This window comes from Pseudotabrizicola sp. L79 (assembly GCF_036553525.1).
Lineage (GTDB): Bacteria > Pseudomonadota > Alphaproteobacteria > Rhodobacterales > Rhodobacteraceae > Pseudotabrizicola.
On record NZ_JAZHDA010000057.1, the window covers coordinates 91,876 to 115,425 of the forward strand.

The window sequence follows — 23,550 nt, forward strand, 5'->3', positions numbered from 1 at the left end:
GGCTCAGGCGGCAAGGGTCTTGGCAATCGCCACCACCGCCACGCCCAGGGCCACGGCAATCAACCCCAGCCGCCGCCGCTGATCAATCGTCAGTGCGGCAAACATCGCCAGCACAGTCTCGATACGCGAAGGGGCCAGCGCAAGCGCCAGCCCCTCGATCACCAAGACCAACCCAATGGCCAGGATCAGCGTGGTCATTCCGAAGCAGCAACCGGGGGCTGTTCAGAGCGCAGATAGCTGAAGAATTCGCTATCCGGGTTCATCACGATCGACGAATTGCCCGACTGCAAGGCCCGCTCATACGAGGTAAGCGAGCGCGAAAAGGCAAAGAACTCGGGATCGCGGCCAAAGGCTTCGGCATAGATCGCGTTGCGTTCACCATCGGCCTCACCGCGGATGACTTCGGCCTGACGCCGCGCATCCGAGGTCAGCTCAACCACCGTCCGGTCGGCCGAGGCACGAACCCGCTGCGCCGCTTCGCCACCACGGGCGATTTCATCGGCGGCTTCGCGTTCCCGCTCGGCCCGCATCCGGGCAAAGGTGGCCGACAGGTTCTGATCCGGCAAATCGGTGCGGGTCAGACGCACGTCGATGATCTCAACCCCCAGCGCGGCCGATTCCTGACGGGCGCGGTCGCGGATCTGGTTCATCAGGCTGGTGCGGTCTTCCGACAGCACGCGGTTGGATGGCACCGAACCCAGAACTTCGCGGATGGCGGCGTTCAGAATACGGTCCAGACGGGTCTGGGCGGCATCCACCCCGCCCGCACCCACGGCTTCGCGGAAATCAACCAGATTGGTGATCCGCCAGCGCGCAAAGGCATCCACCACCAAACGACGGTCATCCAGCGGCGTCACTTCCAACGGTTGCCCCTGCAGGCCCAGAATACGGTCGTCATAGGTGACGACTTCCTGAATCAGCGGGATCTTTAAGCCCAGACCGGGCGTTTCCTTGACCTGCTTGACCTGACCAAATTGCAGCACCAGCGCCTTTTCGCGTTCATCGACGATGAACACCGAAGACAAGGCCGTGGCCGCGATGATGGCGATCACAGGCAGAACGACTTGGCTTTTCATCAGTTGTTCCCTCCCTGCGTGGCTGCGGCAGCCGGGCCTGTGCGGCCCAACTCGTTCAACGGCAGGAACGGCACGACGCCCTGACCGCCTTCGCCGCCCTGAACACCGTCAAGAATGACCTTGTTCATGCCGCCGAACACACGCTCCATCGTTTCCAGATACATCCGTTTCCGCGTCACTTCGGGCGCTTTCACATATTCCTCATAGACCGACAGGAAGCGGCTGGCCTCACCCTGGGCGTTGTTCACGACCTGGGCACGATAGGCTTCTGACTCTTCCAGCAACCGGGCGGCTTCACCCCGTGCCCCTGCGGTCACACGGTTGGCATAGGCATCGGCTTCCTTTTCCAGCCGGTCGCGCTCTTGCTGCGCGGCCTGCACTTCGCGGAAGGCGTCGATCACCTCACGCGGGGGGTCGGCCTTTTCAAAGTTCACACGAATGACGGCCAGACCGGCATCATAGCTGTCCAGCGTCGCCTGAATCTGCGTCCGCACATCCTGGGCAATCGCGCCCCGATCGCGGTTCAGAATGGGCGACAGCTCGGACCGGGCGATGATGTCGCGCATGGCCGATTCCGCCACGGCGCGGATGGTGTTTTCAGGGTCGGCCAGATTGAACAGGTATTTCGACGGGTCGGAAATGTTCCAGACCACCTGAAAGCCGATGTCCACGATGTTCTGATCGCGGGTCAGCATCAGCCCGCCATCTTCACCGCCGCGGCCAATGCCGATATCGGTCTGGCGTTCGTTCGTCACCTGAACGATTTCCGCCGTCACCAACGGCCAGGGCGCAAAGTTCAGACCGGGGTTCCCCACCGCGCTGAATTCGCCCAAGAACAGCTCGACCGAGCGTTCTTCGGGCCGCACCGAATAAAAGGACGCATAAGCCCAGACAGCCACCGCCGCCAAGGCCCCAAGGGCGATGCCCTGCTTGGTGATCCGCGGACCATCCGGCCCACGGCCAGCGCCGCCACCGTTTGGCGGGCCACCACGGCCCTTGCCGCCCATCAGGACGCGCAGTTGTTCCTGGCCTTTCTTTACGATCTCGTCGATTTCAGGGATCTGCGACCCGTCACCGGGCTTGCGACCACCATTGGCGGGACGGCGGTCGTCATCACGCCCCCCATTCCCGCGATCATCTCCGCCCGAGCCGCCACCGCCACCCCAGGGACCTCCACTCGCCATTCCTGTGCTACCCTTCTTTTTCTCTGTCGTCACAATAACTGGTCATTCTGGCCGGGATTTCAAGCAAATGCGGCCAGCAATCGTATCTGTCACCCGCGACGCACCGGCGCACGCATCGTGACCAATTCCTCGGCCATGGTCGGATGCACGGCCACCGTGCGGTCAAAGTCCTCTTTGGTGGCCCCCATCTTCACCGCAATCGCCGCCATCTGAATCATCTCGCCCGCTTCGGGGGCCACGATGTGGCAGCCCAGAACCTTGCGGGTTTTCTGGCTGACGATCAGTTTCATCAGCACCCGCGCATTGGCCCCGGCAAAGGCGCTGCGCATCGGGCGAAAGCTGGTGGCATAAACCTCGATCGGCTCTTGGTCGCGCGCGGCCTCCTCGGTCAGGCCCACCGTGCCCAGTTCGGGCTGGGTGAACACCGCCGCGGGGATCAGGTCATGATCCACCGGCGTCGGCTCGCCCTCAAAGACGGTTTTCGAAAAGGCCATCCCCTCGCGGATCGCAACCGGGGTCAGGTTCACGCGGTTGGTCACATCGCCAATGGCATAGATCGACGGCACGGCCGTCTGGCTGTAATCATCCACCACGATCTCGCCGCGCCGCCCGATGGCCACACCCAGATCTTCCAGCCCCAAACCGGTGGAATTGGGCGCGCGCCCGGTCGCAAACAGCACGGCATCAAACACCGCCTCGTGCCCGTTGGTCGATTTCACCCAGACCGGGCAGCCCTTTTCGCCCGATTTCGGCAGCAGATCGGCCATCTGCGAGACATCGGCCCCCATCTCGGCCTCATGGCCCTTGACCGCTGCGGCCTCGGCCATTTCGACGATATTGGTGCCCAGATGCAGGTCGATCCCCTGCTCTTTCATCGCCTCGGCCACCAGCCCCCGCGCCTCATCGTCAAAGCCGCGCAGGATTTGCGCGCCGCGATAGAATTGCGTCACCTTGACGCCAAGGCCGTTCAGAATGCAGGCCATCTCGCAGGCAATGAATCCGCCGCCGATGATCAGCACCGATTTGGGCAGTTTTTCCAGCAAAAAGACATCATCCGACACCAGCCCCAGATGGGCATTGGGCAGATCAGGCCGCTCGGGCCGCCCGCCGGTGGCCACCAGAATATGCTTGGCCGTCACCCTGCCGCCATCAGAAAGCGCAACCGTATGGGCATCAACCAGACGGGCCCGCGCGTCGTGAACCACCACGCCCGACCCTTCCAGCAAGCGCCGGTAAACCCCCTCCAGCCGGTCCAGCTCGGCATGCAGCTTGCCGCGAAAGGCCGACCAGTCAAAGCCGCCATCGGCAATATCCCAGCCATAGGCCCGCGCCTCGGTCGGCATGTCGCGAAAGGTGCTGGCGAAAACCATCAGCTTTTTGGGCACACAGCCGCGGATCACACAGGTGCCCCCCAGACGGCTGTCTTCGGCCAAGGCCACCTTGGCCCCCGTCGCCGCCGCCATCCGGGCCGCGCGCACGCCCCCCGATCCGCCCCCGATCACGAAAAGATCGACATCAAAGCTCATGGACAGCCCCCTCGATTGCAGACGGGGCAAGATATTTCACACACAGCCCATGAAGGCCAGAGCAGGCAGCCCCCAAGGCGCAGCTTTGTGAAGGTCAGTCCATATCCGCAAAGATGTTGGAGGTCGGCACGAAATCCACCCGGTCGTCCTCAACCTCGCCCGAGTTGATATCCTTGACCGTCACCCGCCCATCGGCATGGCCCACCACAACGATGTCGCAAATGTCGATGAACAGGCCATTTTCCACCACACCCGGAATCTGGTTCAACACCAGCGCCATCTGGCGCGGGTTGCCGATCCGCTTCAGATGCAGGTCCAGAATGTAATTGCCCTCATCGGTCAGCAGCGGCTTGGGGCCATTCATCCGCAAGGTCACATCGCGGTTCATCACATCAAGGCTGACCAGCGTTTCCTCGACCAGCGCCTTGGTGGTCTGCCAGCCAAAGGGGATCACCTCGATCGGCAGCGGAAAGGCCCCCAACTGCGCCACATCCTTGGCCGCATCGGCAATCACGATCATCTGGTCACTGGCGGTGGCCACGATCTTTTCTTGCAACAGCGCGGCCCCACCCCCCTTGATCAGGTTCAGGTTGGGGTCGAATTCATCGGCCCCGTCAATCGTCATGTCCAGCCATTTCGCCTCGTCCAGCGTGGTGATCGGCACCCCCAGTTGCCGCGCCAGTTGCGCCGTGCGGGCCGAGGTCGGCACCCCGATCACCCGAAGATCCTCTTCCCGGACCCGTTCGGCCAGACAGCGCACCATCCACGCAGCGGTCGATCCGGTGCCAAGGCCCAGCTTCATGCCATCCTCGACGAATTCGGTGGCGCGCTTGGCGGCCAGGAACTTGGCCTTGTCAATCGGGGAAAGCTCGGCAGGCATGGACGATTCCTTGGCAGATGGGGGCAGTCACACCCCATCTTATAGGCAAATCCCGTCTTTGGCATAAGGGGGCAATTCCAGCCACCACACCGCCCCCCCCACCCCATGCCGCTTGGCGTTGCCGAATGTCGTTTTCTGGATGGGTCTTTTCGCAAATCTGCCCCATGGTGGCCCGACATGTGCAGCGGAGGCCCCATGTTCCTGTCAGTCTTTGATATCTTCAAGGTCGGCGTCGGCCCCTCGTCCAGCCACACAATGGGGCCGATGGTGGCGGCGGCCAAATTCCTTGACCGCCTGCGCGGCTCGCCCTTTCATGCCCACGGATTGCGCGCCTCGCTGCACGGATCGCTGGCCTTTACCGGGGTCGGCCACGCCACAGACCGCGCCACGATGCTGGGGCTGGCGGGCTTTGTGCCCGATACCTATGACGCCACCAAGGCCGAAGCCGCCCTGCATCAGATCAGGGTCGATCGTCAGATCACCCCGCCCGGCCTTGGCCCGCTGGCCTTTGACCCCGAGCGTGACCTGACCTTTGACTATGGCCCCGCCCTGCCCGGCCATGCCAATGGCATGATCCTGCGCGCCACCGATGCGCAGGGCGATGTGATCTTGCAAGAAACCTATTATTCCATCGGCGGCGGCTTTGTCTTGACCGAGGCCGAACTGGCCGAGGCCGGGGAAAGCCGCAAATCGGCCCGCGCCGATGTGCCCTATCCGTTCGACACCGCCGCCGAAATGCTGCGCATGGCCGCCGAAAGCGGGCTGTCGATCGCCGCGATGAAACGCGCCAATGAACTGCGCTATCGCAGCCCCGCCGAACTTGATCGCGGCATGGCCCGGATCTGGGAGGTGATGAACAACTGCATCTCGCGCGGGATGGAAGGCGAAGGCATCCTGCCCGGCGGCCTGAAAGTGCGCAGACGCGCCAAGGGCATCCATGACAAGCTGATGGCCGAGCGCGGGCTGAACATGACCGCCCCCCATACGACCAACGACTGGATGTCGCTTTATGCCATGGCGGTGAACGAGGAAAATGCCGCCGGTGGGCAGGTGGTGACCGCCCCCACCAATGGTGCTGCGGGCGTGGTGCCTGCGGTGATCCGCTATTATCTTGACCATGTGCCGGGTGCCAGCCCGGCCCGCGTGGGTGACTTCCTGCTGACCGCCGCGGCCATCGGCGGGCTGTGCAAGCACAATGCCAGCATCTCGGGCGCCGAATGCGGCTGTCAGGCCGAGGTCGGCAGCGCCGCCGCCATGGCCGCCGCTGCCTTTTGCGCCGTGATGGGCGGCACACCCGAACAGGTGGAAAACGCCGCCGAAATCGCGCTGGAACACCACCTTGGCATGACCTGCGACCCGGTAAAGGGGCTTGTTCAGGTGCCCTGCATCGAACGCAACGGCCTTGGCGCGATCAAGGCCATCTCGGCCGCCAGCCTTGCGCTGCGCGGCGATGGCCAGCACCTTGTAAGCCTGGATGTCTGCATTGAAACCATGCGCCAGACCGGCCGCGACATGCACGAGAAATACAAGGAAACCAGCCTGGGCGGCCTTGCCGTGAATGTGCCCAACTGCTGATGCGCCTCAGGCCTTGGGCGGGCTTTCCAGCACCCCAAGGTCATGCACCTGCCGATACAGCGCGAATTCCCCGGCATGCGCCTCATGCAGGCGGGCCAGCAGCGGTGCCGGCAACTCCAGCGCATCGCCCGCCAGAACGGGCGAGACATTGCGCGTGGGCATCGCCAGATCGGCCTTCAGCCGGTCATTCAGAAACAAGACCAGCAAATCCAGCCGGTCGTAATCGAACACATAGGTCACCGGCGGCACCGCCGCATCCATGAACCCCAGGAACCGGTCCTGCCGCCCGATCCGGGCAAAGGGCGGCGGCTCGTCCCTCAGCCGTGCTTCGACGAATTCGGCAAAGCTGATCCCGTGGGTCGAGTTTTCATGCCCTCGCAACGCCGGGCGCTGCCGATAGCGATACCAACTGCCCAGATGGGCCAGTGGTTCACGCATCACGGCCAGTGTTTCAGCGCGGCCTCCGATGATCTGGGTCACCTTGGCCCGCCACCGCCGATCATAGGCCCCGGCATTGATGTGCTTGTTGCCCGTATCTTGCGGCGTGGCCCCGGCATAGGGCCGCAGCATCGCGCGCAAAGCCTGCGTCGCCGTCTTGGGATTGGCCAGATACACCAGCCCCGCCTGTTTCAGGACCAGCACCCTTGCCCCCCTATGCCATTGTGCCCAAAGCCTAAGCACTGCACCGCGCCCCGACAAGACCTGCCAGCGGCAGCCCCCGTCACTTCGGCCGCCGATGTGTCGTTTTTGCGATGGACCAAAGCGCCCGCAGGCCGTAGCCAAGGCGCATGACCCGCCAACCCGACCGTATCCTTCCCGGCGTCATTCTGATGCTGGCCTTTTGCATGCTTGCGCCCTTGCTGGACGTGGCGTCAAAACTGGCATCCGCCACCATCCCCGTGGCCCAGATCGTGACCGCACGCTTTGCGGTGCAGGCTGCCTTGATGCTGCCGGTGGTGCTGGCCATGGGCCTGACGCTGCGCCTGCCGCTGCGGGCGCTTGGCCATATCTGCTTGCGCGCCTTGTTCCTGATCTTTTCGACCTTTTCCTTTGTCGCGGCCATTTCGGTGATGCCCGTGGCCGATGCGCTGGCCATCGCCTTTGTCGAACCGTTCATCCTGCTGATCCTGGGCCGCCTGCTGTTCAAGGACGAGGTCGGGCCACGCCGCATCGCGGCCTCGGCCGTGGGGTTTCTGGGCGCGCTTCTGGTGATCCAGCCCTCGCTTGTCACCTTTGGCGCCGTTGCGCTCTGGCCTTTGGGCACGGCATTCTTCTTTGCCTTCTACATGCTCTCAACCCGCGCCGTATCGGGCTATATGCACCCCGTCGCCATGCAGTTCCACACCGCCTGGACGGGCGTGGTGATGTGCCTGCCGGTGATGATCCTGTCCGAAGGCACCGGTTGGGCCGATTTTGATCCGGTCTGGCCCGTGGGTCTGGCATGGCTGTGGCTGTTTGGTGTGGGCTTTTGGGGCGCGATCAGCCACATCTGCATGACCTATGCGCTGAAATTCGCGCCCTCGGCCACGCTTGCCCCGCTGCATTATCTTGAAATCGTCGCCGCCGTGGCCTTGGGCTATTGGATCTTTGACGATTTCCCCAATGCGCTGACATGGTCGGGCATTGCCATCATCGTGGCCTCGGGCCTGTATATCATCCACCGCGAGAGGGTGACCGCCCGCCAAAGGATCGTGACCGAAAGCGCCGGCCCCGGCCCCCATGCCGATCAGACCCCCGAGCAGGCCAAAAGCGCCTGAAGCACCTGGTCCAGCCGGCGGCGCGGCACGATGCCCAGCATCCCAGGCCCCGATACCTCTATCTCCACTTGCGGTGCGCTGACCCGGTTTGACGTGCTGGTGCGCCCGGCAGGCGACAACTCCAGCCCGTCGATCGCCCATTCCAGCCCCTGACTGCGCCCGGTGACGGGGGCCAGCGGAAACAGGCTGAACCGGTCGCCCGGCACCATCGCCATCTCGAACCGCCGGGGCAGATGAAAGATCACATCCTGGGGGCCCAGCATCACGCAAAGCTCAGGCCGCCGCACCAGAACATTAAACGCCGCCAGCTCATGATCGGCCCGTGCGCCCACAAACCCCACCGCCAGCACAAAGGGCGCGCGGATTGACCGCAGCGCCTTGTCGAAATCGGTCGAATCCTGTTCGGCAATCTGATGCACCCGCCCCGCCAGCCGCTGGCGCACCGGGGCCGAGATCGAATCCATATCGCCAATCACCGCTTCGGGCGTGATCCCCAGCTTCAGACAGCGATCCGCCCCGCTGTCTGCGGCAACAACTGTCGGCGCCCTTTGCTGCGCCAAACGAAACAATGCCGGGCTGACAGGCGCGCCCCCGACCAGCGTCACCCCATGTGAAGATTCGACAATTGCCTGATTCATACCGATACTGTCTCCCAATTGAGGCAAATCCACAGGGGGACCGCCACAATCATTCCTTCAAATTAACCCGTTCTGCCCACGGAATTGTACGGGTGGCAAGCAACAAAGGGTTATCTGAATTGGCAGAAAGCGAGCAGCCATGACTGGTGCGAGTAAGATCCTTACAGTGTCCTATGGCACCTTCTCCTGCACATTGGAGGGGTTTGACGACCCGTTCAATACGATGAAGGCCATTGCGGAATACTTCCGAGACCTCGCCGCCGAGGACCGTTACTTCGGGGCCGAACCGCCGCAGCCCGATGCAGCCATGCTGCACAAGATTGCCGAGCGGGAAATCCAGCGTCGGGTCGAGGCGAAGATTCAGGAAAACGGCGTGATCCTGCGCGCCGAAGGCGATGCCGCCCAGCCTGGCCAACAGTCTGGCCCACGCCCTGGCCCTGCGCCGCGCGCCGAACTGGCCGCCCCCACCCCGTCGCAGCCCGAACCGATGCCGCGCGTCACCATGCCCGCCGCCTCGGCCGCGCAAACCACTGCACCGGCACCGAAACTGGCCGCAACCGATGATTCTGTGGCCTCGTCCGTGGCCGAAAAACTGTCGCGGTTGCGTCAGGCCGCAACGGCCGCCGCCCCCACCGTGGCCGCCACGGTTGCAGCCCCGGTTGCCGCCCCGGTTGCCGCAGCAGACACCGATTACGAAGACGATCAACCGCTTGACGCCGCAGCCACGGCTGTGCCCGCCCAAGCGATGGACGATATTTTGCCAGAAGATGCCGCCCCCTCGGCCCCCGAGGTTGAGGCCGAAGATCTGCTGCCAGAGGATCAGACCGACGCCCAGACCGACATTGACCCTGCGCCCGAAGCGGCACCTGTGGCAGACGCCGCACCGGACCAGCCGCTTGCCACAGCCGACGACGCCCCCTCGGTGCAGATCGTAGAAGAGGTGGCCGAGCCGCAAGAGGCCGAAGCCGTCATGGGCGAGGCCTCGATCATGGGCGCGCCTGACCTTGGCGCAGAACTTTCGGCCGCCGCCCCGGATGAAGACGAAGACCTGATCTTTGCCCCCGCCGAAGACAGCGCCAAAGCTGAAAACGCCGAGCCTGAAACACAGGTGTCAGAAGATCCGGTAGAACAGCCCGCCCCCAAGGCCGACACCGCCGCTCAAGACGACGACGAGTCGTTCCTAGCCAGCCTGGCCGATATGATCGACCCCGAGGCCGACGATGCAGGCGCCGACCCGGCCCCCGTTGAATCCACTGTCGACGAAGGCTTTGCCGATCTCGACTCGATCCGGGCCGCGCTGTCTGGCGATGTGATCGCCCCCGCGCCGGTCAAGGCAGCCGAGCCTTTGGCCGACCTGATCGACGTGGCCGATGACGCCGAAGAAGACGTGATTGGCGCCGCAGCCGAAACACCGGTGGAAGACAAGGACGAAGACGACGCAGCCCCCATGGCCGAAGCAGAAGCAGAAGCCGAGGTTGAAGTTGAGGCCGAAGCCGAGCCTGTTGCCGAAGCCGAAGCCGAAGCCGACCAGCCCGCCCCGGCGGCAGAGCCTGTGGCCGAAGCCCCCGCCACCAACGACGACACCACCGCCGAAGAACCGGCTGTTGTCACGCCGCGCCCTGTGCGCCCGGTGCGTCCGGTGCGCCCCGTGGCCGAAAGCCAGGGCGAACGCCCGACGGCCCTGACCGATCTGGGCGCAAGCCCCGCGGCCCCTGCAACACCCGCAGAACCGATCAGCCTGGAAAAGCTGCAACGCGCCCGTGCCCGCGTCATCCGCGTGCGTCGCGCCGAAACCGCCGCAACACCTGCAGCGACCAAAACCCCAAAGGCCGACACCCAGACCAACAGCGCCAAACCCGCCGCCTCTGGCCTCAGCGATGAGGCCGAAGCCGCCCTTGCCGCCGAACTCGCGGCGTTGGCAGGCACCACCCCCCCCAGCCGCCCGGATCAAGGCGCTGCAATCAACCGTCTCAGCCCCAATGGGGACGAAGCGGTCAGCCGCCTGATGGCCGAAGCCTCGACCCAGATGGCCGGCCCCGAGACGCGCCGCCGCCAGTCGGCCATCGCGCATCTCAAGGCCGCCGTGGCCGCCACTCTGGCCGAACGCCGCATCACCGGCGACAAGCCGCGTGACGAAGACGGCCGCCTTGAACCCTATCGCAGCGATCTGGCCAAGGCCGTGCCGCCCGGCCAGACCGGTGCCCCCTCTGGCCCCCGCCCGGCCCCGCTGGTGCTGGTGTCGGAACAGCGCATCGACCGCCCGGCCCCCACCCCGCAGGCACCGGCGGCACAGCCCGCCGCCACCGTGCAGCCCACCCGCCCGATGCGCACCGGCAGCGCCGCGGCGGCCCCGGCCATGATCGCCGATCTGGACGATGAAGATGAGGACGAGGTTCTGGACGACGACGACACCAGCGCCGGCAACATCTTTGGCAATTACAGCTTTGCCGAATTCGCCGACCGCCTTGGCGCCACCGAACTGGGCGACATGATCGAGGCCGCAGCGGCCTATATCGCCTGCGTCGAGGGCCGTGACAGCTTTACCCGCCCCCAGCTTCTGCGCTATGTCGCCGAAAGCCAAAGCGATGTTCAGCGCGAAGACAGCCTGCGCAGCTTTGGCGTTCTTCTGCGCGAAGGCCGGATCGAGAAAAGCCGCCGGGGCCAGTTTGCGCTCAGCGAAAGCTCGGCCGTGTTGGCCGAGGCCCGCAAGATCGCCGGGTAACAGATTTCGAACAGTGGGCCGAGGCTGCCATCAAGGCCCCAAAAGACAGGCGGAGCGTTCAACGCTCCGCCTGTTTTCATTGCAGGACTGACAGATCAAACCGCGCCTAGTCGCGCGCGGGGCCATCATCATCCGGGTCGGGCTGGCCCACCCCCAGAAACACCGATTTCAGCGGAATGGCCCAAAGAAAACCCAGGGCCACATACACGGCAAATTCCACCCAGATCGAGGGCCGTTCAAACAGGCTGACCACGAACAGCGCCGCCGCAATATACAGCGGCAACCCCAGCACCAGCACCAGAACGGCCAGCCGCTTGCGGGTCTTGTAACTCAGCGCCATCCGTCACCCCCTGTCGTCAGATCAATCCGCGAACGGGTCGGTGACCAGAATGGTGTCGTCACGCTCGGGTGAAGTGGAAAGTAGCGCGACCGGGCACTGGATCAACTCTTCGATCCGGCGCACATATTTGATCGCGGCCCCCGGCAGATCGGCCCAGGACCGGGCGCCAGCGGTCGACTCGCTCCAGCCTTCCATCTCTTCGTAAATCGGCGTGACGCGGGCCTGCAGATTGGCCGCCGTCGGCAGATAATCCAGCACTTCGCCATCCAATTCATAGCCGGTGCAGATTTTCAGCGTCTTGAACCCGTCCAGCACATCCAGCTTGGTCAGCGCGATGCCCGACACACCACTGGTGGCGCAGGTCTGGCGCACCAGAACCGCATCGAACCAGCCGCAGCGCCGCTTGCGCCCGGTGACGGTGCCGAATTCATGGCCCCGCTCGCCCAGCCGCTGACCGTCTTCGTCAAACAACTCGGTCGGGAACGGGCCTTCGCCCACGCGGGTGGTATAGGCCTTGACGATGCCCAGAACGAAATCCACTGCCGTCGGCCCAAGGCCCGTGCCCGTGGCCGCCATCCCGGCAAGGGTGTTGGACGAGGTGACATAAGGATAGGTGCCGAAATCAACATCCAAAAGCGACCCTTGGGCCCCTTCGAACAAGATGCGCCTGCCCGCGCGCCGCGCCTCATGCAGCACTTTCCACACCGGCTTGGCATAGGGCAGCACCTTGGCCGCCACCTCCATCAACTGCGCCTTCAGCGCGGCCACGTCGATCGGCTCCAGCCCCAGCCCGGCGCGCAGGGCGTTGTGATGCGTCAGCAGGCGCGAGATCCGCTGATCCAGCGTGGCCTCATCGGCCAGATCGGCCACGCGCACGCTGCGGCGGCCCACTTTGTCTTCATAGGCCGGCCCGATGCCCCGCCCAGTGGTGCCGATCTTGGCCACCCCGGTCTGGCCTTCCCGCGCCCGGTCCAACTCGCCATGGATCGGCAGGATCAGCGGCGTGTTTTCGGCCACCATCAGATTGTCGGGCGTGATCTCAACCCCCTGCCCGGTCAGCTTTTCGATTTCCGACAGCAGCGCCCAAGGGTCCAGCACCACCCCATTGCCGATGACCGACAACTTGCCACCGCGCACGATGCCGCTGGGCAGCAGGCTCAGCTTGTAGACATTCCCATCAATGACCAAAGTATGGCCCGCATTGTGCCCGCCCTGAAAGCGCGCGACGATGTCGGCGCGTTCAGACAGCCAATCGACGATCTTGCCCTTACCCTCGTCGCCCCACTGGGCGCCCACGACAACTACATTGGCCATGCTTTCGGTCCTTGCATCGGAAGAGAAACCGCGCACCCTATAGCGACAGGCGGGTCAGGATTAAACCGCTAAATGCTTGCCCGCCGCAAATCAGACCCGCAAACACAACAGGATCGGCCATGCTGCTCTATCTGACCCTTGGCACCAATGACCTTGGCCGCGCCACCGCCTTTTATGATGCGGTTCTGGCCCCGCTGGGCCTGCACCGCTACGCCACGCACGAAGACGAGATCGGCTATGCCAGCGCGGGCGATTCGCGGGCCCGGCTGTGGCTGACCCGCCCCTTTGACGGCCAGACCGCCACCGCGGGCAATGGCACGATGCCCGCATTCGACGCCGCCAGCCGCGCCGCTGTCGATGCCTTTCATGCCGCGGGCCTCGCCCATGGGGGCCGCGACGAAGGCGCGCCGGGCCTGCGCCCCTATGGCCCGCAGTTCTACGCCTGCTACCTGCGCGACCCCGATGGCAACAAGCTGTCGGCCGTCTGCACCGCCCCCACGGGGCCTTCCCCGAGCTGACAGGCGGCGCTTTGGCCTGCAAACAACTGGACAGCGCCGCGGCGATTGGTAGTTTGGCGGCGTTCCGGGCCGATGCGAAAGGGTGTGTGACATGGGCGTTCTGCTGCGCTGGATCGGGGCCTTTGCCCTGCTGACCGCCACCTTCAACCCGACACAGTGGAATTATCTGGTCTGGGCGCAGGCCAATTTCGGCCAACAAACGGCGCTGGCGGTGTTTCTCGGGCTGCTTTTGGCCGTGGGCTACATGATCTATGTCGTTGCCACGTTGCGCTCGATCGGGGCCTTTGGCATCATCCTTGTCGCCGCCATCTTTGGCGCGGGGCTTTGGGTGCTGCACGACTGGGGGATGCTCAGCCTGCAAGACCGCAGCCTGAACCTCTGGCTTGGCATCCTCGCGCTGTCGCTGATCCTTGGGATCGGCCTGTCCTGGTCGATCCTGCGCCAAAAGATGTCGGGTCAGGCCAGCGTCGATGAAATCGACGGCTGACCCCCGCCAAAACCACCGCCAAAACCACGCCAGCCCCCCGCCTGTCACCCAAGGCGCGCCTTCGCCCTTGCACCTTTGCTGCCATCCGCCTAGATAGGCCCGCAAGCCGGAAAAAGAGCGTCTTCATGCAAAATGTCATCCTGACCATCCACCTGATCCTTGCCCTTCTGTTGATCGGGGTCGTGCTGTTGCAACGGTCCGAGGGCGGTGGCCTTGGCATGGGTGGCGGCGGTGGTGGCGCCATGTCGGGCCGCACGGCGGCCAATGTGATGACGAAACTGACCTGGGTTTTCGCCGCGGCATTCATCTGCACCTCGATCGCGCTGACCATTCTGGCCGCCTCGGATGCCGGTACCTCGTCGGTGATCGACCAGATCGGCGCACCGCCCGTCACCCCCGACGCGGCACCCGCGCCCACCGGCACCGATCTGCTGCCCCCGGCCCCGGCCGATGCGCCGCTGACCCCGCCCAAGGCGGAAAACTGATACCATCCGTTGTTTCGCGGCCCTGCGCCTGAACAGCATCTAGCGGTGCTGTTGCCATAAGGCTTTGCCTCGGGTATTGCCTGACTCCCGTGGTGCTGCGATTCCACCGATCCGAATCGATTCACGGGAGACCCCAATGGCGCGTTACATCTTTATCACCGGCGGGGTGGTGTCATCGCTTGGCAAAGGCCTGGCCTCGGCGGCGCTTGGCGCGCTGTTGCAGGCGCGCGGCTATTCGGTGCGTCTGCGCAAGCTTGACCCCTATCTTAACGTCGATCCCGGCACCATGTCGCCCTTTGAACATGGCGAGGTGTTCGTCACCGATGATGGCGCCGAAACCGATCTCGACCTTGGCCATTACGAACGCTTTACCGGCGTCCATGCCCGCATGACCGATTCCATCTCGTCCGGGCGCATCTATTCCAACGTGCTGGAAAAGGAACGCCGCGGCGATTACCTGGGCAAAACCATCCAAGTGATCCCCCATGTCACCAATGAAATCAAAGACTTCCTGCGCATCGGCGCGGATGAGGTTGATTTCATGCTGTGTGAAATCGGCGGCACTGTCGGCGATATCGAGGGCCTGCCCTTCTTTGAAGCCATCCGCCAGTTCATCCACGAACGCCCGCGCGGCCAATCGATCCTGATGCACCTGACGCTGCTGCCCTATCTGGCCGCCAGCGGCGAATTAAAAACCAAACCCACCCAGCACTCGGTCAAGGAACTGCAAAGCATCGGCCTTGCCCCCGATGTGCTGGTTTGCCGGTCCGAACACCCGATCCCCGAGAAAGAACGCGAAAAAATCGCGCTGTTCTGCAACGTCCGCAAGGATGCGGTGATCCCGGCTTATGATCTGAAAACCATCTACGAGGCGCCGCTGGCCTATCACCGCGCGGGCCTTGATCAGGCGGTGCTGGATGCCTTCGGCATCTCGCCCGCGCCCAAGCCGAACCTGACCCGCTGGGAAGATGTGATGGACCGCATCACCCATGCCGAAGGCGAGGTGCGTGTGGCCATCGTGGGCAAATACACCCAGCTTGAAGACGCCTATAAATCCATCGCCGAGGCGCTGACCCATGGCGGCATGGCCAATCGCACCAAGGTGCGCGCCGAATGGATTGATGCCGAAATCTTCGAACGCGAAGACCCGGCCCCGCATCTGGAACGCTTCAACGCCATCCTTGTGCCCGGCGGCTTTGGCGAACGCGGCACCGAAGGCAAGATCAAGGCCGCGCAATTCGCGCGCGAAAAGAAGATCCCCTATCTGGGCATCTGCCTTGGCATGCAGATGGCCGTCATCGAATCCGCGCGCAATCTGGTTGGCCTGCAAAACGCAGGCTCTGAGGAGTTTGACCACGAAGCCGGCGAGCGCCGCTTTACCCCCGTCGTCTATCACCTCAAGGAATGGGTGCAGGGCAACCACACCGTGCGGCGCAAATCCACCGATGACAAGGGCGGCACCATGCGCCTTGGAGCCTATACCGCCAACCTGAAAGATGGCTCGGCCGTGGCCCGCATCTATGGCACCCCGGTGATCGAGGAACGCCACCGCCACCGCTATGAGGTGGATATCCAGTATCGCGAACAGCTGGAAAAATGCGGCCTGATCTTTTCCGGCATGTCCCCCGATGGCCGCCTGCCCGAGATCGTCGAGGTCAAGGACCACCCGTGGTTCATCGGCGTCCAGTTCCACCCCGAGCTGAAATCCAAACCCTTCGCGCCGCATCCCCTGTTCGCGGATTTTGTAAGGGCGGCGATTGAAGGGGCAAGGTTGGTGTGAGGTGACCGCAAAGATTTTAATAATTATTCAAATATATTTGTTTGTTTAACAATTTTTTTGCCATACAAAGCAGGCGTCTGACCAAATCCTTTCTCCGAAGGGCACTATTTCAGACCAGCTTACGCCAAAAATCTCCATACTCTTTAAAAACGAGGTAATTTGAAGTGCTATTGTTAAGAGTATTTCACACGAGACAAAAATGGCCGCAACGATAAACCATGTTGCCCTGCGTACAATTGTAAGCTCTTTGGAAGTAAAATGCACCTTCAAATAAAGCAAGCCAACACTCAGTGTTTTTTTGAAAAGTACAATAGCGTACACAAAAAAACAAAAAACTGCAATTAAATCAAAAATGCGCAATGGCGACGCATAAGCTGTACCATTTCTCAAAGCAATGTTGATCTCAACAATTCCGGGCGCTAGAAGCAAAAAAGCGCCAAATATCAAAAATTGAACTCGAACGTGAAATGCAATAAAATCAGAAAACGCTTTTGTAGCCTCAAACTTTGAGCTTTTCCAAATCGGCGTTTTTTCACTTTCCAAAGTTTAGTTCCTTGGATACACGGGTGGAATTCTGACATTCTTGCCAAACGTGTGAAGACGTTCAGCGAATGTCAAGTAAGAAGATTCAGAACTCTGAACACTGGAGCTCCCCAGTGCCCTCCTTTTTGAGTGAGTTAGTTGGTGGAAACCTTGTCGCATTAACAAGACAAAATTTGCGGTCAGTGTAGGCGAGCCTAAACTTACGTCACGGACCTTCCCCCCTCCCACCAACTCCTGTACACCCCTGTCCATGCTCTCCTACCAACACCATTACCACGCTGGAAATCTCGCCGATGTGCACAAGCATGCGGTGCTCGCATGGGTGCTCAACTATCTGATCCAGAAAGACAAACCGCTCACCTACATGGAATCCCATGCGGGGCGCGGGCTTTATGATCTGAATGCTGCCGAGGCCATCAAGACCGGTGAGGCCGCCATGGGCATCGCCCGCGCCGAAAGCTGGTTTGCCAAATCCCACCCCTATGCCCGCGCCATTGCCGCCACGCGGGCCGAGCGGGGTGCCGATGCCTATCCCGGCAGCCCCCTGATCGCGGGCCATATCTTGCGGGAAACCGACACCATCCATCTGTGCGAGCTGCACCCGCAGGAACACGCCGCCCTCGACTATGCCACCAGCCCTTTTGGCGCGCATGTCTACCGCGAGGAGGGGCTGGCCAAGGCCCTATCGATCTGCCCGCCCACCCCGCGCCGGGGCATGCTGCTGATCGACCCCAGCTATGAAATCAAGACCGATTACGAAACCCTGCCCCGCGTCATCGGCCAGATTGCCCGCAAGTGGAACGTGGGCATCATCGCGCTGTGGTATCCCATCCTGGCGGGTCATCCGCATTTCCCGATGGTGCGCGCACTCAAGGCCGCCCATCCGGGTGCCCTGGCGCATGAGGTCAGCTTCCCCCCCGCGCGCGAAGGCCACCGGATGACAGGGTCGGGGATGTTCATCATCAACCCGCCCTTCGGGCTGGAAGCCGAGGCCAAACACCTCGGCGCCCATTTCCACAGGCTTTGACGGCGCCGGCCGCCTACCCCAGCATCCGCCCCACCATCTCGGTCATGTCGCGGCTTAGCCCCGGCTGCGCCAGAATACGCCGCAACTGGGCCTGCACCATCTGGCTGCGGTCGGCATCATAGCGCCGCCAGGTCTCAAACGCGGTGGACATCCGCGCCGCGGTCTGCGGGTTCACCGGGTCCAGCCGCAACAGCCAATCGGCCACAAAGGCATAGCCCGCCCCATCGGCCCGGTGGAACCCGGCATGATTGGCCGACAGCGCCCCGATGACCGAGCGGAAGCGGTTGGGGTTCTTCCAGTTGAACGACGGCAACGCCACCAGATCGCGCGCCACCTCAACCGCCCGATCCGGCGCGGCATAGGCGATCTGCAACATGAACCACTTGTCCATCACATTCGCATCGCCCGACCAGCGCGCCGCAAAGGCCGCCAGTTCCGCAGCCCCCCGCCCATTGTCTACAAGGCAGGTCAGCGCCCCCAGCGAGTCGGTCATGTTGTCGGCCTCGGCAAAGGCCATCTGCGCCGCCACACCATCATCCAGCCGCGTCATCAACGCCAAAAGCGCCTGCCGCAGTGCCCGCCGCCCGGCAAAGGCCGCATCGGGCGAAAAGGCCCCCGGATTGGCCAGATCGGCCAGCAGCCCCGGCAAATTCGGCGCCAGATGCTCGGCCAGCGCCAGCCCCATCCGCCGCCGCGCCGCATAGATACGGGCCGGATCAGGCACCTGCCCGGCGGCATGCAGGGTCTGCGCCATATCGTCATCCGATGGCAGCCGCAGGCACAGCGCCCGAAACGCCGGGTCCAGCGATGGGTCCAGAACCACCCGTGCCAGCGCGGCGGTCCAACTGGGCGACAGTTCGGCCCCCGTCACCATCCGCGCCAGTTGCTCCTTGGCAAAGGCGCGGCCCGCCTCCCATTTGTTGAACGGGTCGGTGTCATGCTCCAGCAAAAACTCGCGATCCCCCACCGAGCGCGGAAAATCAAGGATCACCGGCGCCGAAAACCCCCGCAAGACTGACGCCACCGGCCGCGACGACAGCCCCTCAAAGGCAAAGCTCTGCCGCGTCTCTGTCATCTCCAGGACAGTCGTTGGCACCACCTCATCGCCATTCCCCCCGATCAGCCCCACGGCAATCGGCAGCACCTTGGCGCCCTTGACCGGCTGGCCCGGCGTGGCGGGGTTTTCCTGTTCGAAATGAAGGGTATAGGTGCCGTCCTTCCAGTCTTCCGTGACCTTCAGAACCGGTGTTCCGGCCTCGGTATACCAGCGCTTGAACTGGGTCAGATCGCGGCCCGTGGCATCCTCGAACACCGTCAACCAATCCTCGATCGTCGCGGCCTCGCCATCATGGCGGTCGAAATACAGATCCAGCGCGCGGGCATAGCCATCATCACCCACAAGGCGCTTCAGCATCCCGATCACCTCAGCCCCTTTTTCATAGACCGTGGCAGTGTAGAAGTTGTTGATCTCCATATAGGAATCCGGGCGCACCGGATGCGCCAGCGGCCCCTGATCCTCGCGGAACTGGCGGGCGCGCAGCATCAGCACATCTTCGATCCGCTTGACCGCATGGCTGCGCATGTCGCCCGAAAACTGCTGATCGCGGAACACGGTCAGCCCCTCTTTCAGGCACAGCTGAAACCAGTCGCGGCAGGTGATGCGGTTGCCCGTCCAGTTGTGAAAATACTCATGCGCGATGATCGCCTCGATCCGGGCATAGTCATCGTCGGTCGCCGTCTCAGGGCTGGCCAGAACGAACTTAGAGTTGAAAATGTTCAAGCCCTTGTTCTCCATCGCGCCCATATTGAAGTCATCGACGGCAACAATGTTGAAAATGTCCAAGTCGTATTCGCGGCCATAGACCTTTTCATCCCAGGCCATCGACCGGATCAGGCTGTCCATCGCATAGGCGCAGCGGTCCTCATCCCCCTTGCGCACCCAGATGTTCAGCGCCACCTCGCGCCCCGAACCTGTGCGGAACCGGCCCGCATGGGCCACCAGATCGCCCGCCACCAATGCGAACAGATAGGCCGGCTTGGGCCAGGGATCATCCCATTCCGCCCAGCCCGGCCCCTGCGCCACCGGGTTGCCGTTCGACAACAGCACCGGCAGATCGCCCTCGATGCGCACCTTGAACGGGGCCATCACATCCGGGCGGTCGGGGTAAAAGGTGATCTTGCGAAAGCCCTCGGCCTCACATTGCGTGCAATACATGCCGTTCGACATATACAGCCCCTCCAGCGCGGTATTGGCCTCGGGGGCAATCTCGACCTCGGTTTCCAGCACAAAGGCGCGGTTGGGCAAAAGATCGGCCGCCAGCGTCAGCCCCGTGGCATCGGGCACCACCCCCACCGCCTGCCCGTCGACGCGGCACGAGATCAGCCGCAGCCCTTCGCCATCCAGCCGCAGATCCTGCGCCCCAGGCCGCAGCGGATTGGGCGCAAGCGTCAGCCGCGCCAGCACCCGCGTGGCGGCCGGGGCCAGCCGAAAGGTCAGCGCCACCTGCTGCACCACATGGGTAAAAGGTTGATAATCCGACAGGAAAACCGTCTGCGGGCTGGCGTCCTTCATCACGTCTCCTTGAGGCTGGGGAACAGATCCATCTGCCCGGACGTTAGCCCCCCATGCCGCGCATCGCAACTGCGCCCAAAGCGAAAGGAGACCCCATGTCAGCCCCCGATACCAACCTTGACCGCCAGAAAGCCCGCCACCGCAGCGCCCTGATCGGCATGATCGCCGTTGTGGCCTTTGCCCTCGCGCTGTTTTTCGGCCTGTCGGTCTGGCTGGTCGATGAAGGCCAGACACCCGGCGAAGAATCCCCCGCCATAACCGCCCCGATGAACGGTTAAGGCTTTACGAATCTGCGCCGGAGGCTACATAAATGTTCCATGAATGTTCTTGTCTGGTTCAAACGCGATCTGCGGGTCGATGATCACCCCGCCCTGACCGCCGCCGCCCGTCTGGGCGCGGTGTTGCCGGTTTATATTGTCGAGCCGGAGTATTGGGCGCTGCCCGACACCTCGGCCCGGCAATGGGCCCTGACGGCCGAGGCGGTTGAAAGCCTGCGCCTGCAATTGCGCGGCCTTGGCGCACCGCTTGTGGTGCGGGTGGGCGAGGCGGTCAGCACGCTGGACCGCCTGTGCCGCCAGCACCGCATCACCACCCTTGTCAGCCATGAGGAAACCGGCAATCTGTGGACCTATGGCCGCGACCAGCGGGTGGCGGCCTGGGCGCGCGCACAGGGCATCGACTGGCAAGAACTGCCACAATCGGGCATCACCCGCCGCCTGCGCAGCCGCGATGGCTGGGCACGGCGCCGCGATACCTTTATGGCGCAGCCGCCCCTGCCGCCCCCGGCCTTGCAGGCCGTGCCGGGGGTCGAGGCGGGGCAGATCCCCTCGGCCCGGGCGCTGAAACTGGCCGAAGACCCCTGCCCGCATCGCCAGATCGGCGGTCACGCCCAGGCCAGCGCCTTGCTGGACAGCTTTTTGTCAAAACGGGGCGAACCTTACCGCGCCGCCATGTCCTCGCCCTTGGGCGGCGAGCGCGCCTGTTCGCGGCTTTCGCCCCATATCGCCCTTGGCACCCTGTCGCTGCGCGCTGTGGTGCAGGCCACCGAGGCGCGGCAGGCCGAACGCCCCGGCGGGCGCTGGACGGGCGCGCTGACCAGCTTTCAATCGCGCCTCGCCTGGCGCGACCACTTCATGCAAAAGCTGGAAGATCAGCCCAGGATCGAAATCCACGCCCTGCACCGCGCCGCCGATGACCTGCGCCCCCGCATCCCCGACCCGCTGCGCCTGCACGCCTGGAGCGTGGGCGAAACCGGCCTGCCGTTTCTGGACGCCTGCATGCGCTATCTGGCGGCGACGGGCTGGCTGAATTTTCGGATGCGCAGCATGGTGATGGCCGTGGCCTCGTATCATCTGTGGCTGGATTGGCGGGCGACAGGCGCGGTCTTGGCCCGCCGCTTTACCGATTATGAACCCGGCATCCACTGGCCGCAGGTGCAAATGCAATCGGGCGTGACCGGCATCAACACCCCGCGCATCTATAACCCGGTCAAACAGGGCCATGATCAGGATCCGACCGGCGTCTTTACCCGCCGCTGGGTGCCCGAACTGGCCCCGGTGCCGGACGAACATCTGCAAAGCCCCTGGCGGTGGGAGGGCGCACAAAGCCTGTTGGGCCGGCGCTACCCCGAACCGATCGTCGATGTCGCCGCCAGCCAGCGCGCCGCCCGCGACGCCATCTTTGGCCTGCGCAAAACCGCCGACCGCCGCGATATCTCGGCCATTGTCGAGCGTCATGCCAGCCGCGCCGACCCCCGTTTTGTCAATGACCGCACCCCGCGCCCGCGCCGCAGCGCGCCATCACCCCAACTGAGCTTTGATCTGTAAACCATGGCAAAGATGGTGAAAAAAGGCGATCTGCCGCAGAAAACCTGCGCCACCTGTGGCCGCCCCTTTGCCTGGCGCAAGAAATGGGAAAAGGTCTGGGATCAGGTCAGATATTGCTCGGATCGCTGCCGGGGCGCGGCCAAGGGCGGCAAGGGCAGCAAGGGCTGACGGTCTGGAAAGAAGGGAGGGCGCGCTGCCCCCTCTGGGCCTTTGGCCCATTCACCCCCGGAGTATTTGGGCCAAGATGAAGACCATCACGCCTGCGCTTGGGCCAGGGTGGCCAGTTTTTGCAAGCTGGTCTGCCCCAGTTCAACCGCGCCGAAATTCACCGCCGCATCGCGGATGGTGCGGCTGGGAAACGTCATCTCCAAGGTCACGCGGCAGCCCCCGGCCACAGGGGTCAGGGTCACTTCGGCCTCGGCATGCAGATCATCGCTGCGCGGGTCGAACAGGCGGTATTCCAGCCGCGTCTGTGGCAGATAGAGATCATAGCGGTGCAGGTTTGGATAGACCTCGCCCGCGGGGCCGATCATGTCAAACAGCCAATGCCCCCCTTGGCGCAGGTCGATTTCATGGGTCACGCACCTATGCCCCTTGGGCCCGAACCAGCGCGGCAACAGATCGGGGTCTGTCCAACAGGCCCAGATCTGCGCCGGGGTGGCCTGCACCACCTGTGTCATCAGGATTGTCCGTCCGCTCATAGTTGCCCTGCCAGTTCATCCAGTTGCTGTGCGGCCTTGCCCCAGCCGTCGTGAAAGCCCATCGCCTGATGCTGCGCGCATTGGTCAGCCGTGCGGTGCATGGCCCGTGCGTGGTATACTGTGCCAGTGGCGTCGGGCGACAGTGTAACGAGGGCGGTGAACCCCAACCCGCCAGAATTGGGCCGATAACCGCCCTGCATCAGATCTGTCCAGACCAGCCGGTGGTTGGGCACCACCTCAAGCACGCAGCCATGGCCGTGAACCGTGCCATGGCCCGGCACATCCATCGTGGTCTTGAAACTGCCCCCCGGCCACAGCTCTAGCACCACGTCGCGTGTCACCACCGGCTTTGGCGCAAACCACTGTTCCAGCAGGGCAGGTTCGGTCAGGGCGCGCCAGACCTTGTCCGGTGGCGCGGCCAGATGCACCCTCAGGTCCAGGTCTGTCTGCGGATCTTGCGGCATGCGACTTCCCCCCTTGCACCAGCGACTCATAGTGCCAGTCTTGGCCCGGTTTTGGACCAGTTTAACGCATCGCGGGCCGGTGCGGGGATTTTCCGGTTGCGCCTGAAATAGCTGCAGAAAAACTGGTCAAGTTAA

Annotated in this window: 24 protein-coding genes; 11 read left to right on the plus strand and 13 right to left on the minus strand. The window is 63.5% G+C overall.

Annotated features, from left to right (window positions below):
* Positions 1–3: 3 nt before the first annotated feature.
* From V3C85_RS18670 to rpiA, 5 genes are all read right to left on the minus strand, one after another.
* Positions 4–198, minus strand: a complete 195-nt coding sequence (locus V3C85_RS18670; RefSeq protein ID WP_331797030.1) for a DUF2065 family protein — start codon at positions 196–198, stop codon at positions 4–6.
* The gene (hflC, locus tag V3C85_RS18675) at positions 195–1,076 is read right to left on the minus strand and encodes a protease modulator HflC (RefSeq protein ID WP_445942042.1); all 882 of its coding nucleotides are present in this window, start codon (positions 1,074–1,076) and stop codon (positions 195–197) included. Before hflC ends, V3C85_RS18670 begins: the two co-directional genes overlap by 4 nt.
* Positions 1,076–2,260 carry an FtsH protease activity modulator HflK gene (hflK, locus tag V3C85_RS18680; protein WP_331797032.1) on the minus strand — a complete coding sequence of 395 codons (1,185 nt, stop codon included), beginning with the start codon at positions 2,258–2,260 and terminating at the stop codon, positions 1,076–1,078. The genes hflC and hflK overlap by 1 nt, the downstream gene beginning before the upstream one ends.
* Positions 2,261–2,349: 89 nt before the next feature.
* Positions 2,350–3,786 (minus strand): FAD-dependent oxidoreductase, encoded by a 1,437-nt coding sequence (locus V3C85_RS18685; RefSeq protein ID WP_331797034.1) that lies wholly within the window; start codon positions 3,784–3,786, stop codon positions 2,350–2,352.
* A gap of 94 nt (positions 3,787–3,880) precedes the next feature.
* Positions 3,881–4,666, minus strand: a complete 786-nt coding sequence (gene rpiA, locus V3C85_RS18690) for a ribose-5-phosphate isomerase RpiA (protein ID WP_331797036.1) — start codon at positions 4,664–4,666, stop codon at positions 3,881–3,883.
* A gap of 195 nt (positions 4,667–4,861) precedes the next feature.
* Between rpiA and V3C85_RS18695 the strand changes: the two genes are divergently transcribed.
* Positions 4,862–6,241 (plus strand): L-serine ammonia-lyase, encoded by a 1,380-nt coding sequence (locus V3C85_RS18695; protein ID WP_331797038.1) that lies wholly within the window; start codon positions 4,862–4,864, stop codon positions 6,239–6,241.
* A gap of 6 nt (positions 6,242–6,247) precedes the next feature.
* On the opposite strand, the gene V3C85_RS18700 is transcribed toward V3C85_RS18695, so the two are convergent.
* The gene (locus tag V3C85_RS18700) at positions 6,248–6,883 is read right to left on the minus strand and encodes a gamma-glutamyl kinase (RefSeq protein ID WP_331797040.1); all 636 of its coding nucleotides are present in this window, start codon (positions 6,881–6,883) and stop codon (positions 6,248–6,250) included.
* 146 nt (positions 6,884–7,029) lie between these two features.
* Here V3C85_RS18700 and V3C85_RS18705 point away from each other — a divergent pair, with 146 nt between their 5' ends.
* Positions 7,030–7,998, plus strand: a complete 969-nt coding sequence (locus tag V3C85_RS18705) for a DMT family transporter (RefSeq protein ID WP_331797042.1) — start codon at positions 7,030–7,032, stop codon at positions 7,996–7,998.
* Here V3C85_RS18705 and V3C85_RS18710 read toward each other — a convergent pair.
* A complete protein-coding gene (locus V3C85_RS18710; RefSeq protein WP_331797044.1) occupies positions 7,968–8,636 on the minus strand; it encodes a thiamine diphosphokinase in 669 nt (222 codons plus the stop codon). The genes V3C85_RS18705 and V3C85_RS18710 overlap by 31 nt on opposite strands.
* Before the next feature lie 139 nt (positions 8,637–8,775).
* Between V3C85_RS18710 and V3C85_RS18715 the strand changes: the two genes are divergently transcribed.
* Entirely contained in the window at positions 8,776–11,358 is a 2,583-nt protein-coding gene (locus tag V3C85_RS18715) for a hypothetical protein (RefSeq protein ID WP_331797045.1), read from the plus strand.
* Positions 11,359–11,464: 106 nt separating this feature from the next.
* Here V3C85_RS18715 and V3C85_RS18720 read toward each other — a convergent pair whose 3' ends face one another.
* Complete coding sequence (locus tag V3C85_RS18720) at positions 11,465–11,698, minus strand: DUF2842 domain-containing protein (protein WP_331797046.1); 234 nt, start codon at positions 11,696–11,698, stop codon at positions 11,465–11,467.
* 21 nt (positions 11,699–11,719) lie between these two features.
* Positions 11,720–13,012: an adenylosuccinate synthase gene (locus V3C85_RS18725; RefSeq protein WP_331797048.1), complete on the minus strand. Its 1,293-nt coding sequence runs from the start codon at positions 13,010–13,012 to the stop codon at positions 11,720–11,722.
* Positions 13,013–13,131: 119 nt separating this feature from the next.
* Between V3C85_RS18725 and V3C85_RS18730 the strand changes: the two genes are divergently transcribed.
* The 4 genes from V3C85_RS18730 (at position 13,132) to V3C85_RS18745 (ending at position 16,282) form a co-directional block, all read left to right on the plus strand.
* A complete protein-coding gene (locus tag V3C85_RS18730; protein WP_331797050.1) occupies positions 13,132–13,530 on the plus strand; it encodes a VOC family protein in 399 nt (132 codons plus the stop codon).
* A 91-nt stretch (positions 13,531–13,621) separates the two neighbouring features.
* Positions 13,622–14,017 (plus strand): DUF6524 family protein, encoded by a 396-nt coding sequence (locus tag V3C85_RS18735; RefSeq protein ID WP_331797052.1) that lies wholly within the window; start codon positions 13,622–13,624, stop codon positions 14,015–14,017.
* A gap of 125 nt (positions 14,018–14,142) precedes the next feature.
* Positions 14,143–14,502: a preprotein translocase subunit SecG gene (gene secG, locus V3C85_RS18740; protein ID WP_331797054.1), complete on the plus strand. Its 360-nt coding sequence runs from the start codon at positions 14,143–14,145 to the stop codon at positions 14,500–14,502.
* Between the two features lie 136 nt (positions 14,503–14,638).
* Entirely contained in the window at positions 14,639–16,282 is a 1,644-nt protein-coding gene (locus V3C85_RS18745) for a CTP synthase (RefSeq protein ID WP_331797055.1), read from the plus strand.
* Positions 16,283–16,327: 45 nt separating this feature from the next.
* Here V3C85_RS18745 and V3C85_RS18750 read toward each other — a convergent pair whose 3' ends face one another.
* On the minus strand, positions 16,328–16,825 hold the full coding sequence (locus V3C85_RS18750; protein ID WP_331797057.1) for a hypothetical protein: 498 nt from the start codon (positions 16,823–16,825) through the stop codon (positions 16,328–16,330).
* 250 nt (positions 16,826–17,075) lie between these two features.
* Between V3C85_RS18750 and V3C85_RS18755 the strand changes: the two genes are divergently transcribed.
* The gene (locus V3C85_RS18755; RefSeq protein WP_331797059.1) at positions 17,076–17,852 is read left to right on the plus strand and encodes a 23S rRNA (adenine(2030)-N(6))-methyltransferase RlmJ; all 777 of its coding nucleotides are present in this window, start codon (positions 17,076–17,078) and stop codon (positions 17,850–17,852) included.
* A gap of 13 nt (positions 17,853–17,865) precedes the next feature.
* On the opposite strand, the gene pepN is transcribed toward V3C85_RS18755, so the two are convergent.
* Entirely contained in the window at positions 17,866–20,424 is a 2,559-nt protein-coding gene (pepN, locus tag V3C85_RS18760) for an aminopeptidase N (protein WP_331797061.1), read from the minus strand.
* Positions 20,425–20,519: 95 nt separating this feature from the next.
* Between pepN and V3C85_RS18765 the strand changes: the two genes are divergently transcribed.
* From V3C85_RS18765 to V3C85_RS18775, 3 genes are read left to right on the plus strand one after another with little or no spacing between them, the layout of a single operon-like run.
* A complete protein-coding gene (locus tag V3C85_RS18765) occupies positions 20,520–20,702 on the plus strand; it encodes a hypothetical protein (protein WP_331797063.1) in 183 nt (60 codons plus the stop codon).
* A 39-nt stretch (positions 20,703–20,741) separates the two neighbouring features.
* Entirely contained in the window at positions 20,742–22,250 is a 1,509-nt protein-coding gene (locus V3C85_RS18770; RefSeq protein ID WP_331797065.1) for an FAD-binding domain-containing protein, read from the plus strand.
* Positions 22,251–22,253: 3 nt separating this feature from the next.
* Positions 22,254–22,418 carry a DUF2256 domain-containing protein gene (locus V3C85_RS18775; protein ID WP_331797067.1) on the plus strand — a complete coding sequence of 55 codons (165 nt, stop codon included), beginning with the start codon at positions 22,254–22,256 and terminating at the stop codon, positions 22,416–22,418.
* Positions 22,419–22,504: 86 nt separating this feature from the next.
* On the opposite strand, the gene V3C85_RS18780 is transcribed toward V3C85_RS18775, so the two are convergent.
* Positions 22,505–22,951 (minus strand): SRPBCC domain-containing protein, encoded by a 447-nt coding sequence (locus tag V3C85_RS18780; protein ID WP_331797069.1) that lies wholly within the window; start codon positions 22,949–22,951, stop codon positions 22,505–22,507.
* On the minus strand, positions 22,948–23,415 hold the full coding sequence (locus tag V3C85_RS18785) for an SRPBCC family protein (protein WP_331797071.1): 468 nt from the start codon (positions 23,413–23,415) through the stop codon (positions 22,948–22,950). The genes V3C85_RS18780 and V3C85_RS18785 overlap by 4 nt, the downstream gene beginning before the upstream one ends.
* Positions 23,416–23,550: the final 135 nt, after the last annotated feature.

Coding starts and splice junctions, on each gene's coding strand:
- V3C85_RS18670 (WP_331797030.1), bottom strand. CDS start 198: ATGACCACGCTGATCCTGGCCATTGGGTTGGTCTTGGTGATCGAGGGG.
- hflC (WP_445942042.1), bottom strand. CDS start 1,076: ATGAAAAGCCAAGTCGTTCTGCCTGTGATCGCCATCATCGCGGCCACG.
- hflK (WP_331797032.1), bottom strand. CDS start 2,260: ATGGCGAGTGGAGGTCCCTGGGGTGGCGGTGGCGGCTCGGGCGGAGAT.
- V3C85_RS18685 (WP_331797034.1), bottom strand. CDS start 3,786: ATGAGCTTTGATGTCGATCTTTTCGTGATCGGGGGCGGATCGGGGGGC.
- rpiA (WP_331797036.1), bottom strand. CDS start 4,666: ATGCCTGCCGAGCTTTCCCCGATTGACAAGGCCAAGTTCCTGGCCGCC.
- V3C85_RS18695 (WP_331797038.1), top strand. CDS start 4,862: ATGTTCCTGTCAGTCTTTGATATCTTCAAGGTCGGCGTCGGCCCCTCG.
- V3C85_RS18705 (WP_331797042.1), top strand. CDS start 7,030: ATGACCCGCCAACCCGACCGTATCCTTCCCGGCGTCATTCTGATGCTG.
- V3C85_RS18710 (WP_331797044.1), bottom strand. CDS start 8,636: ATGAATCAGGCAATTGTCGAATCTTCACATGGGGTGACGCTGGTCGGG.
- V3C85_RS18715 (WP_331797045.1), top strand. CDS start 8,776: ATGACTGGTGCGAGTAAGATCCTTACAGTGTCCTATGGCACCTTCTCC.
- V3C85_RS18720 (WP_331797046.1), bottom strand. CDS start 11,698: ATGGCGCTGAGTTACAAGACCCGCAAGCGGCTGGCCGTTCTGGTGCTG.
- V3C85_RS18725 (WP_331797048.1), bottom strand. CDS start 13,012: ATGGCCAATGTAGTTGTCGTGGGCGCCCAGTGGGGCGACGAGGGTAAG.
- V3C85_RS18730 (WP_331797050.1), top strand. CDS start 13,132: ATGCTGCTCTATCTGACCCTTGGCACCAATGACCTTGGCCGCGCCACC.
- V3C85_RS18735 (WP_331797052.1), top strand. CDS start 13,622: ATGGGCGTTCTGCTGCGCTGGATCGGGGCCTTTGCCCTGCTGACCGCC.
- secG (WP_331797054.1), top strand. CDS start 14,143: ATGCAAAATGTCATCCTGACCATCCACCTGATCCTTGCCCTTCTGTTG.
- V3C85_RS18745 (WP_331797055.1), top strand. CDS start 14,639: ATGGCGCGTTACATCTTTATCACCGGCGGGGTGGTGTCATCGCTTGGC.
- V3C85_RS18755 (WP_331797059.1), top strand. CDS start 17,076: ATGCTCTCCTACCAACACCATTACCACGCTGGAAATCTCGCCGATGTG.
- pepN (WP_331797061.1), bottom strand. CDS start 20,424: ATGAAGGACGCCAGCCCGCAGACGGTTTTCCTGTCGGATTATCAACCT.
- V3C85_RS18765 (WP_331797063.1), top strand. CDS start 20,520: ATGTCAGCCCCCGATACCAACCTTGACCGCCAGAAAGCCCGCCACCGC.
- V3C85_RS18770 (WP_331797065.1), top strand. CDS start 20,742: ATGAATGTTCTTGTCTGGTTCAAACGCGATCTGCGGGTCGATGATCAC.
- V3C85_RS18775 (WP_331797067.1), top strand. CDS start 22,254: ATGGCAAAGATGGTGAAAAAAGGCGATCTGCCGCAGAAAACCTGCGCC.
- V3C85_RS18780 (WP_331797069.1), bottom strand. CDS start 22,951: ATGAGCGGACGGACAATCCTGATGACACAGGTGGTGCAGGCCACCCCG.
- V3C85_RS18785 (WP_331797071.1), bottom strand. CDS start 23,415: ATGCCGCAAGATCCGCAGACAGACCTGGACCTGAGGGTGCATCTGGCC.